Source organism: Pseudomonas sp. GM25, assembly GCF_000282255.1.
GTDB classification, from domain to species: domain Bacteria; phylum Pseudomonadota; class Gammaproteobacteria; order Pseudomonadales; family Pseudomonadaceae; genus Aquipseudomonas; species Aquipseudomonas aphyarum.
The window spans coordinates 1-10,892 of record NZ_AKJQ01000025.1 but is presented as its reverse complement, the minus strand read 5'-3'; the positions used below and the strand labels follow the sequence as shown (position 1 = coordinate 10,892).

Here is a 10,892-nt window from a genome sequence, read left to right as displayed (position 1 = left end):
AACCTTATTCAGGACGAGACACCAGACACAAAAAAGCCGCGATCATCTCGCGGCTTTTTTGTGGGTCACTGTTTCGGCGCGGGCGTCGGAGCAGTGGCCGGTGCAGCCGGCGCCGGGGCTGGTGCCGCTGCACCCGGTTCAGTCGGTTTCGGCAGCGGGTCGTCGAACAGGTTCAGCCGTTCGCGCAACTCGTGTGCAGGCACCGGCTGCTGATCCGCCGGCAACGCGTTCGGGTCGACCGGGGTGGCCGGCGCGGCGCCGTTCTGGCCTTGATCTGCCGGTTGCGACGGGTCGGCACCTTGCGAACCTTCGATGGCCGCCTGGGCCTTCTTGGTCAGCACCACGATGTCGATACGGCGGTTGACCGGGTTGAACGGGTTCTCCTTGTCGAACAGTGCCGACGAGGCGTAACCAACAACTCGCGCCACTTGAGCATCCGGATAACTGCCTGCCACCAGTGCACGCCGGGCGGCGTTGGCACGGTTGGCCGAAAGCTCCCAGTTGCCGAAGTCGCCATTGCCCACGTAAGGCTTGGCATCGGTGTGACCGCTGATGCTGATCTTGTTCGGCACCGCTTTGATGGTGTCGGCCATGGCCAGCAGGATGTCTTCGAAGTACGGCTTCAGGCGTGCAGAGCCGGAGTCGAACATCGGCCGGTTCTCGGCGTCCATGATCTGGATGCGCAAGCCATTCGGCGTGATCTCGAACAGGATCTGGTCCTTGAATTTCTGCAGTTGCGGGTTCTCGTCGACCTTGTTCTGCAGTTCCTGCAGCAGCAGTTCCAGGCGTTCCTTCTCGACCTGCTCGGCCATGCCTTCAACCTGTTCGGTGTCGACCGTGACCTTGTCCGGTTGCGGCTGAGACTTCACTTCAGGGTTGAGGGTGTTTTCCGGCGCCAGGGTCGGCGTACCGCCCAGATCGATGATGTACGGCGTGCCACTCTCGGAGAAACCGACCGGGTCCTTGAAGTAACCGGCGATGGCGATCTTCTGTTCCGGGGTCGCGGTGGACAGCAGCCACAACACCAGGAAGAACGCCATCATCGCCGTCGCGAAGTCGGCGAAGGCGATCTTCCACGCCCCGCCGTGATGCCCGCCGGCGATGCGCTTGACGCGCTTGATGATTATCGGCTGGTTATTTTCCATGACTTAACGACCGCGAACAGCTTGTTCCAGCTCGGCAAAGCTTGGACGGTGAGCCGGGTACAGAACCTTGCGACCGAACTCGACAGCCAGCGACGGCGGCATGCCGGAAGCCGAAGCCACCAGCGAGGCCTTGATGGCTTCGTAGACGTTCAGCTCTTCCTTGGCATCGTGGGCCAGGGAATGCGCCAGCGGGCCGAAGAAACCGTACGCTGCGAGAATACCGAAGAAGGTACCCACGAGTGCCGCACCTACGTGCAGACCGATGGACTTCTGATCGCCTTCACCCAGGGAGGCCATGGTCACCACGATACCCAGTACCGCCGCAACGATACCGAAACCCGGCATGGCGTCGGCGATGCCGTTCACCGCATGGGACGGATGCTCGAGGTCTTCCTTCAGGCTGTACAGTTCCATGTCGAACAGGCCTTCCAGCTCGTGGGGAGCCATGTTGCCGGAGGACATGATGCGCAGGTAATCGCAGATGAACGCGGTCATGCGTTCGTCTTTCAGTACCGCCGGGTACTTGGCGAAGATCGGGCTCGCAGCGGCATCTTCGATGTCGCCCTCGATGGCCATCATGCCTTCGCGGCGGCTCTTGTTGAGGATCTCGTAGATCAGGCCCAGCACTTCCAGATAGAACGTGTGGCTGAAACGCGAACTGAACATGCTCAGGGATTTCTTGAGCACGTGCATCGTCATGTAGCCGGGGTTGGCCTGCAGGAATGCACCGAGTGCAGCACCGCCGATGATCATCACCTCGAAGGGCTGGATCAGGGCGGCAATCTTGCCGTGGGAGAGCACGTATCCGCCGAGCACGCTCGCGAATACGACGATGATGCCGATAATTTTAGCCATAGGTAGAAAGGTACTTGTTTAAGTCGGGTTCAAGGTCATATTCGGAAGTTAAAAAATCTCTTCTTCTACTTATCGGCAAAACTGCGCCAGACTATAGCCAGTTCAGGCGAAAAGCCAATTTAGCCCATGCCGGGCGCGTCTACAGTCAGTGAAGATCTCGTCCAGACATGGCTAATGAAACGAACGTCCCACACGTAAAACCGACCACACTCGATGGCTGGGTGAAGCTGCTCGACAGCGTTCGCCTGCCGGTGCCGCAAGACGCCCATGACCGGGTCTGCCGGGCGATTCGCGATGACCGCAGCTCGCTGCGCGACATCGCCGACCTGATGCAGAACAGCCCGGCGCTGGCCCTGAGCATCATCCGCGAAGCCAACCGCCACACCCACGGCAACATGACCGCGCCTGCGGAAAACCTCGAAGTGGCGATCAATCGTCTCGGCCTTGGCCGTACCGAAGAACTGCTCGCTCGCCTGCCCGCCGAACCTGCCGCACAGATCCCCCAGGCCCTGCGCCAGTTGCAGATGATCAGCCAGCACGCCACGCAACAGGCCAACGGTTTTTTCGCCAGCCGCCTCGCGCGTTTGTGGCAGGACATTCATTGGGGCAGCCTGCTGTTTCTGTCGCCACTGTGGCCATTGGCACTGACCTTTCCCAAATTGCTTGAAGAGTGGGAAGTGCGGGTTATCCACAAAGGCGAATCAGCGCGAGTCGTGGAAAAGCAGCTGTTCGGTGTGCGCCTGCTGAAAATCGGCGAAGCGCTGGTCGAAGCCTGGCGTCTGCCGATCTGGGTCCAGCAAGGTTATCGCCTGCTGCTGACCGAGCAGCGCGAACTGGTCAAAGTCCTGCGCATTGCCCGCGACGTCGATCATCCGCTGCGCCAGCAAAACCGCCTCGACGACGACCCGACCCTGCGCCGCTGGCTCAACCAGCCGGCCAATACCGTGCTGCTGGCCAACGGTCTGGCGCTCTCGGCGCAACAGGCCTGGGACAGTCCGCACAGTGAGCGCTGGCAATTCCTGACCAGCCTTTATCTGCAAGTCTCGATGGACGAGGTGCAACAGCAGCTGCACCAACAGGCCGCCGTCAGCGCTCGCCATCACTCCATGCCGGACCTGTGGCACCCGGCGGTTTCGCTGCTGTGGCCTTGGGGCACCCGTCGTCTGCCCGCCGGAATGCTCCCGGCTGCGGCGCCTTCCGCTGAAGACCTGACCCAGTGGCGCCGCCAATGCGCCGAACTGCTGGCTGTGCCAAGCCGCTTCACCAATGCCATGAGCCTGACCGTCGCCGCCCGCGATGCGCTGGTCGCCAGCGGCATGCGTCGGGTGATGATCCTGATGGCCGACCGCAGCCACGCCAATCTGCGCGTCCATCAAACCTCGGGGTTGCCGAAGGAAACCGCTGCGCTCAACTTCGTCGTCAGCCAGAGTTCGGTGCTGCAACGCTTGCTCGCGCAGCAGGCGCAAGTGCGGATCACCCCGGACAACAATGCCCAGTTTTCCGCCCTGCTGCCGCCCTCGCTGCGCACCCTGTTCCGTGGCGAACATCTATTCCTGCGCTCGCTGGTGAACAACGGCCGGGTGATCATGATCGTGGTCGCCGACCAGGGTGGCGGGCCGTTCGCCGACATCACTGTGCAAGCCTTCGGCAAAACCGCGCAGTGCATCGAGAAAGCCCTGCACAGTTTTAGCCAGCGCGGCCAATGACAGCTACAATCCTTCCCCTTTGTGCTCTGGAGACCTCACATGTCTGATTTCTCTGGCCTGGCCCTGGTGATCGAGCCGAGCGACCTGCTGCCGCGCCTCGAATCCCGCGATCTGATTCTGGTGGATCTGACCAGTGCCGCCCGCTACGCCGAGGGACATATTCCCGGCGCACGTTTTGTTGATCCGAAACGCACCCAGCTGGGTCAGGCGCCGGCTCCGGGCCTGTTGCCGAGCAAGGAAAAACTCGAAGAACTGTTCGGTGAGCTCGGCCATCACAAAGACGCGGTCTACGTGGTCTATGACGACGAAGGCGGTGGCTGGGCCGGGCGCTTCATCTGGTTGCTCGACGTGATCGGTCACGACAAGTACCACTACCTCGACGGCGGTCTGCCGGCGTGGCTGGCGGAAGGTTCGCCGATGTCGATCCAGATTCCTCCGGCGGCAGGCGGCCCGGTTGCCCTGACTCTGCACGAGGAACCGACTGCCACCCGCGAGTACCTGCAAAGCCGTCTCGGCGCCGCTGACCTGGCGATCTGGGACGCACGGGGGCCGCTGGAGTATTCCGGCGAGAAGGTCCTGGCGGCCAAGGGTGGACACATCCCCGGCGCGGTCAATTTCGAATGGACGGCGGGCATGGATCAGGCGCGTCAGCTGCGCATCCGTACCGACATGCCGCAGATCCTCGAAAACCTCGGGATCACCAAAGACAAAGAAATCATTACCCACTGCCAGACCCATCACCGGTCCGGTTTCACTTATCTGGTGGCCAAGGCCCTCGGTTATCCGCGGGTCAAGGGCTACGCCGGTTCCTGGGGCGAATGGGGCAACCACCCCGACACCCCCGTCGAGCTTTAAGGATTTTTAAGGACAGTCATGAAAGAGCGTTTGTTTATCATCAGCCAATACCTGCTGCCTCACCACCTGCTGTCGCGCCTGGCCGGTTGCGTCGCCGAGTGCCGCGTGCGCTGGTTCAAGAATGCCTTCACCACCTGGTTCGCCAAGCGTTATCAAGTGGACATGTCGCAGGCACTGGTTGAAGACGTCACCGCTTACGAGCACTTCAACGCCTTCTTCACCCGCGCCCTGAAAGACGGTGCACGTCCGCTGGACCAGACCCCGGGCGCGATCCTCAGCCCGGCCGACGGTGCGATCAGCCAGCTCGGCCCGATCGAACACGGTCGCATCTTCCAGGCCAAGGGCCACAGCTTCAGCGTGCTGGAACTGCTGGGCGGCGATGCAGCGAATGCTGCGCCGTTCATGGGCGGTGAATTCGCGACTGTTTACCTGTCGCCGAAGGACTACCACCGCGTGCACATGCCGCTGGCCGGCACCCTGCGCGAAATGGTCTACATCCCGGGCCGGATCTTCTCGGTCAACCAGACCACCGCGGAAAACGTTCCGGAACTGTTCGCCCGCAACGAGCGTGTAGCGTGCATCTTCGACACCGAGCGCGGGCCGATGGCCGTGGTGCTGGTGGGCGCGATGATCGTGGCATCGATCGAAACCGTGTGGGCCGGTCTGGTCACGCCACCGAAGCGTGAGCTGAAAACCTTCCGCTACGACGAAGCCGCCCGTGCGCCTATTCATCTGGAAAAAGGTGCGGAACTGGGTCGCTTCAAGCTGGGTTCGACCGCAATCGTGCTGTTCGGGCCGGATCAGGTGAAGTGGGTTGAAGAATTGAAAGCCGGCTCGCCGGTACAGATGGGTCAGGCCCTGGCACTGTCGAACGCCTGAACCTGTTGATCCGCCCTTTCGCACGTCTGCGAAGGGGCGGACACGACCTGAGTGGCGCCGTTACTCTATCTGCCCACGGAAGCCGATCGGCCCTTCGTTGGCGTAGGTATTGGTGCCGCTGAGGTTTTTCCCTCCGTCATTGGACGTGACGCTCAACGCGATAACGTTCTGGTTATCCCGCCCGCCGATCACCCACTTGCCACCTGGATGCCAGGGGGCATCGTTGCCACCCCACTGGTTCTCGACGTTGTACTGGTTCTGGCCAGTGCGCTGAGCCTTGAAGCCAATAGGGCCTTCGCCGGCGTAGGTCATGGTGCCGGTGAAGCTTTTGCCACCGTCGCCGGACTTGATCTCGATCGCGACGACGTTCTGGTTGTCCCGCGCGCCCAGCACCCAGGTTCCACCCGGATGCCAAGGTGCCGAACTACCGCCCCATTGATTTGCCACTGCGTATTTAGACATGAACCTCATCTCCTTGAAGTTTTTCAGAGACCTGCCCGACGTTGCGGCAAGCCGTGCAACCGTGCGTTTCCGATCGCACGCCTGAGAGCCTAGTAGCGCCTGCCGAAATGGCACCAGGCCAGCAGACCAACGGTAAAAAAGCCTGACAATCGCCTGCGAAACAGAGCACAACTGCTAGAGTTTTTGGCATTGCCCTATTCGCCGCCGGAGCTTGTCACGGCATGAGTGAGCCACGATCCCAACCGAAACTGAGTGCCCCGACGCCCACGCAGTTGCGCCTGTCTTTCTGTGAAGCCACCCCGCGCGACCTCAAGCGCTGGATCGCCGGCCTGCCCAAGGCCAACATCGGCGAAACCGCGCGCCTGCTGTATCAAGGCCTCGGCGAACTCAATCAACTGCTGACCCCCAGCGACAATCGCCTGCATCTGCTGGAACTTTTGCGCCCCGAGGTTTACTTCGTCTGCCAGCACCTGGAACGGCATTTTCTGCATCAGGCGATCATGCTCGATGAGCGCTCACGCAAGATCAGCAACCTGTGCCAGGCCCTGCAAAGTCAGCTGGCCATCGGTTACAAACAGATCATTGCGCGGATCGCGCCCAAGTATTCCCGGGATCGCGCAGCTCTGGTGAGCGAAGCGCTGCAACGGGCGGCCCATGCGTTGAAAGGGCAACTGGTTCGCGCCACGCAGCTGTACAGCGCCGCACCGGAACAGCTGTGGTTCGAACTGCATCAATTGTTTCGCTGCGCCTGCGACCTGCAACTGCAACATCGCCGGGTGCGCGACGACCTTGCCAGCCTGACCGGCGAGCTGAGTGTCGAACAGACCTACCTCGCCGCCCTGCTGCTGGGCAGCGCCCGTTGCAATCAGTTGCGCCAAAACCAGATCGCGCGTCTGGCGCAAGTGGTGGAACCGTGGAGTGCGTGGCTGAAACTGCATCCCGCCCATCCGGGCGAGGGGTTGTTCGCGGTCTCGGCAGAGATCGACGCCGGCCCGCGCTACCGCTCCCAATTCCGTAGCGGGCAACAGGCCAGTCTGCTCGGTTTCGATCCGCAACCGCTGGTGAATGCCATCGAGGCCCACCTGCTGCATCAGGATGCGACTACCCCGCTGCCCGTGCCGGCCGGTCTGACCCTCGACACCCTGCAACATTTGCACGCGACCTGGGGCGAAGCCGCCGAACGCAGCTTCCAGCGCACCGTCGGCCAGGGCAACCTGACCGTGTGCGTCGGCATGAGCGCCCTGCACTTCTACCTCGGCGGCGAACGCACCTTCAGCGAACTGCTCAAGCACCCCGGCGCCCGTGCGGCGAATTTCAGCCGCGCGGTGGTTCAGGGCGAAAAGGACAGCTGGAGCCAGGCGTTCGATGCCGCACCGCAGAGCACGTCCGATGAATTGTTGCCCTACGAGGAAATCCGCTACGAACCGTTGATCGACGATGAAGGCGACGCCGACAGCCCGCCGCATTACCCGACCTACGCGTTGCCGGTGATCAACCACAGCCCTGGCGGTTATTGCCTGGCCTGGCCAAAGGATGTACCCGCCGAATTGCAGGCCGGGGAAATGGTCGGGATTCAGGACAGCCTCAATCAGGGCTGGAGCATTGCCGTGGTGCGCTGGATCCGCCAGGTGCGCGGCGCCGGCACGCAAATGGGCATCGAACTGGTGGCGCCCCATGCCCGGCCGTGCGGGCTGCAACTGGTGCGTTCGCGGGATGATCACAGCCAGTATCTGCGCGGTTTGTTGTTGCCGGAAATCAGTGCGATCGACTTGCCGGCGACGCTGTTGGCGCCACGACTGCCATTTCAGGAAGGCAATAAAGTGCTGATCAACACCCAAGGCGAGGAGCACCGTGCCGGGCTGGATCGGCGGGTGGCCAGCACTCACAGTTTCAATCAGTTTGCCTATCGCTCGCTTGAAGCCGCCAGGAATGGCGGGAGCGAAGAGGATTTCGACTCGTTGTGGAAATCCCTTTGAGCCAGGACCGCAGCCGAAGGCTGCGATCCTGCGCCGATGTCAGAGCTGCCCGTCGCGATCGCGGAAGCCCAGCAGGTACAGCACGCCATCCAGACCGAGGGTCGAGATCGCCTGCTTCGCCGACTGTTTGACCAGCGGCTTGGCGCGGAACGCCACACCCAGACCGGCAATCGCCAGCATCGGCAGGTCGTTGGCGCCGTCACCCACGGCGATGGTCTGTTCCAGACGCAGACCTTCTTTTTCAGCCAGTTGCTTCAGCAGATCGGCCTTGCGCTGGGCATCGACGATCGGCTCGATCGCCACGCCGGTGCACTTGCCGTCGACTACTTCCAGTTCGTTGGCGAACACGTAGTCGATGCCGAGTTTGGCCTGCAACTGTTTGGCGAAGTAGGTGAAGCCGCCCGACAGGATCGCGGTCTTGTAGCCCAGACGCTTGAGTTCGGCGAACAGGGTTTCGGCACCCTCGGTCAGGCGCAGCGAGGCGCCGATCGAATCGAGCACGCTGACATCCAGCCCCTTGAGCAGCGCCAGACGCTCTTTGAAGCTGGCGCGAAAATCCAGCTCGCCGGCCATTGCCCGCTCGGTGATTTCCGAAACCTGATCGCCGACGCCGGCGGCTTTGGCCAGTTCGTCGATGACTTCGGCTTCGATCAGGGTCGAGTCCATGTCGAACACCGCCAGACGACGGTTGCGACGGAACAGCGAATCTTCCTGGAAGGCGATGTCGACGTTCAGTTCCTGAGCCACGCTGAGGAACTCGGCGCGCAGGGCCTGCGGGTCGGCCGCTTCGCCACGCACGGAGAACTCGATGCAGCCCTTGCCCTTGTCGGCCGGGGTGTCCAGCGGCATGCGACCCGACAGACGGTCGATATGGTCGATGTTCAGGCCGTATTTGGCGGTGATCGAGCTCACGGCCTGCAACTGGCCGGCGGTGACCTTGCGGGTCAGCAGGGTAACGATGTGGCGTTTCTTGCCCTGATTGCCCACCCATTGCTGGTAATCCTCTTCGGACACCGGGGTGAAACGCACCTGCTGGTCGAGCTCATAGCCCTTGAACAGGATGTCCTTGAGCACCGACTTGCCTTGCTCGGAGTCGGGAATTTCCACGAGGATGCCGAACGACAGCATGTCGTGGATCACCGCCTGACCGATGTCGAGGATATTCACACCACCCTGGGCCAGAACACCGGTAATGGCCGCTGTCAGACCCGGACGGTCGACTCCCGTGATGTTAATCAGGACGATTTCGCGCAACGCGCACCCCCGCAACTGGAAAAAAACCGCATTCTACCCACTTTCAGTGACCATCGGGCACCGCCAGCGCTTTGCCGGTCTAGGGCCTGTCGCTATACTGCGCGTCAACTTCACGGACAAAAGAGCCGAGCTCAGTGAACCGGCCCACGCCAGTTAAAACCGATAACTTCTTTCTGCTGATCTTCCGTGCACTGCGCCACCGCCGTGTACCGATTGCATTGCGCATTGCCAGCCATAACGTGATCCTGGTCGCCCTGGCCCTGGTGATCTATGCCTGCGTGATGGGCCTGCAGTTCAAGCAGGCCATGCACGAGCAGGCCGATGCGCTGGGCGAAAGTCTGACCACGCAGACCGCCACCTCCGCCACCGAGCTGCTGGTGTCCAACGACATCCTCAGCCTCAACGTGCTGCTCAACAACCTGACCAAGAACAAGCTGGTGGCCCACGCCGCCATCTACAGCGTGGACAACCGCATCCTCGCCGAGTCCGGTCAGCGGCCCAAGCACGGCCTGCTGGGCGAAGCCGAGGGCATGTACGAGAGCAAGATCACCTTCCAGGACGTGACCGCCGGTCAACTGCGCATCAGCCTGGACATGGATCAGTTCCAGCAGCCGATGACCATCAGCCTGCAAAGCATGGGCATCCTGAGTGCGATCCTGCTGGCACTGTCCCTGGCCCTGAGCCTGCGTCTGGGCCGGCACATCTCCACGCCGCTGCTGCAATTGCGCGTGTGGCTGCGCCGGATCGACGAATACACGCCGGGGATCGAGCGTCAGGACGAGATCGGCGATCTTGCCCGCCAGTTGCACGCCGACTATGCCCCGGAGCCGGCTGAACCGGAGCCCGAGCCGGAACCCGAGTTCGAGGACGACGAGCCGGAATTCGAAGTGCGCAACCTGCGTGATCCGAGTTTCGACGAGAGCCGCCCGATGGCCGCGCAGAAGCCTGCGCCACGCCATGTGGTCAGCACCGTTGAAGACGACGATGACGAAGACCCGTTCGCCGATCTGCGTGACGAGTCGCTGGACGAAGCAGCACAACCGGCAGTGCGCCGACCGACCCCAAGCGTGCCGCAACACACGGCGGTGCTGGCGGTGCAACTGGGCTCGCAGGAACAACTGCGTCGTTTGCCTCGCGCACGTCTGGAAGAGCTGCAGGATCGTTATCGCGATTGCCTTGAGCAGGCTGCTTCGTTGTATCAGGGCGAAATCGAAACCCTGAACGACGGCAGCACGCTGATGCTGTTCCACACCGAAGACAGCGGCGACGATTACCTGACCAACGCCATCTGCTGCGGCGAGCTGCTGCGGGCGCTGGGCCACCAGTTGCAGATCGAAGTCGCCGACAGCGGCATCACCCTGCAATTGCAGCTGGGCCTGACTCTTGGCGACGAACTGTTCGGTCTGAGCCAGATCGACCTGTTGCTGACCGACTCCGCCCAGGACGCTCTGGCCCTGTCGCAACACAGCCGCAACCTGCTGCTGGTGGAGCGCAAGATCGGTGACGACGCGCTGATCCGTCAACGTGCGCGGATCCGGCCGATTGCCAGCCCTGAGGGGGCTTGCTGTGTGGAGCGGTTGATGGAGCCTTATCCGTCGATGCTCGAGCGGCAATTGGCGCGGATGCATGAGCGTCGGGCTTAAGCCTTAAACCAGTTGCAACGAAGCCCGCAGACGAGTGATTGCCTGCGGGCTTTTTTGTGCGTGGCGTTTTCGTGATTGCGCCTGGCCCTGAAGAGCCCCCTCACTGTAGAGACCGGT

9 protein-coding genes are annotated in these 10,892 nt (G+C 62.1%); 5 read left to right on the top strand and 4 right to left on the bottom strand.

Going from position 1 to position 10,892, the window contains the following annotated elements:
* Positions 1–65: 65 nt before the first annotated feature.
* Positions 66–1,145 carry a flagellar motor protein MotB gene (motB, locus tag PMI24_RS06795; protein WP_007952171.1) on the bottom strand — a complete coding sequence of 360 codons (1,080 nt, stop codon included), beginning with the start codon at positions 1,143–1,145 and terminating at the stop codon, positions 66–68.
* A 3-nt stretch (positions 1,146–1,148) separates the two neighbouring features.
* Entirely contained in the window at positions 1,149–2,000 is an 852-nt protein-coding gene (gene motA / locus PMI24_RS06790; protein WP_007952169.1) for a flagellar motor stator protein MotA, read from the bottom strand.
* Positions 2,001–2,167: 167 nt separating this feature from the next.
* Between motA and PMI24_RS06785 the strand changes: the two genes are divergently transcribed.
* From PMI24_RS06785 to asd, 3 genes are read left to right on the top strand one after another with little or no spacing between them, the layout of a single operon-like run.
* Positions 2,168–3,706: an HDOD domain-containing protein gene (locus PMI24_RS06785; protein ID WP_007952168.1), complete on the top strand. Its 1,539-nt coding sequence runs from the start codon at positions 2,168–2,170 to the stop codon at positions 3,704–3,706.
* A 39-nt stretch (positions 3,707–3,745) separates the two neighbouring features.
* Positions 3,746–4,561: a rhodanese-like domain-containing protein gene (locus tag PMI24_RS06780; RefSeq protein WP_007952167.1), complete on the top strand. Its 816-nt coding sequence runs from the start codon at positions 3,746–3,748 to the stop codon at positions 4,559–4,561.
* Between the two features lie 18 nt (positions 4,562–4,579).
* Positions 4,580–5,440 carry an archaetidylserine decarboxylase gene (gene asd / locus PMI24_RS06775; RefSeq protein WP_007952166.1) on the top strand — a complete coding sequence of 287 codons (861 nt, stop codon included), beginning with the start codon at positions 4,580–4,582 and terminating at the stop codon, positions 5,438–5,440.
* A 60-nt stretch (positions 5,441–5,500) separates the two neighbouring features.
* On the opposite strand, the gene PMI24_RS06770 is transcribed toward asd, so the two are convergent.
* Positions 5,501–5,902, bottom strand: a complete 402-nt coding sequence (locus PMI24_RS06770; protein ID WP_007952165.1) for a lectin OAA family protein — start codon at positions 5,900–5,902, stop codon at positions 5,501–5,503.
* Positions 5,903–6,123: 221 nt separating this feature from the next.
* On the opposite strand from PMI24_RS06770, the gene PMI24_RS06765 reads away from it, so the two are divergent.
* Positions 6,124–7,878: a hypothetical protein gene (locus PMI24_RS06765; RefSeq protein ID WP_007952164.1), complete on the top strand. Its 1,755-nt coding sequence runs from the start codon at positions 6,124–6,126 to the stop codon at positions 7,876–7,878.
* 39 nt (positions 7,879–7,917) lie between these two features.
* On the opposite strand, the gene serB is transcribed toward PMI24_RS06765, so the two are convergent.
* Entirely contained in the window at positions 7,918–9,132 is a 1,215-nt protein-coding gene (serB, locus tag PMI24_RS06760) for a phosphoserine phosphatase SerB (protein ID WP_007952163.1), read from the bottom strand.
* A 134-nt stretch (positions 9,133–9,266) separates the two neighbouring features.
* Here serB and PMI24_RS06755 point away from each other — a divergent pair, with 134 nt between their 5' ends.
* Positions 9,267–10,775, top strand: a complete 1,509-nt coding sequence (locus tag PMI24_RS06755) for an AhpA/YtjB family protein (RefSeq protein WP_007952161.1) — start codon at positions 9,267–9,269, stop codon at positions 10,773–10,775.
* The last annotated feature ends 117 nt before the right edge of the window (positions 10,776–10,892 follow it).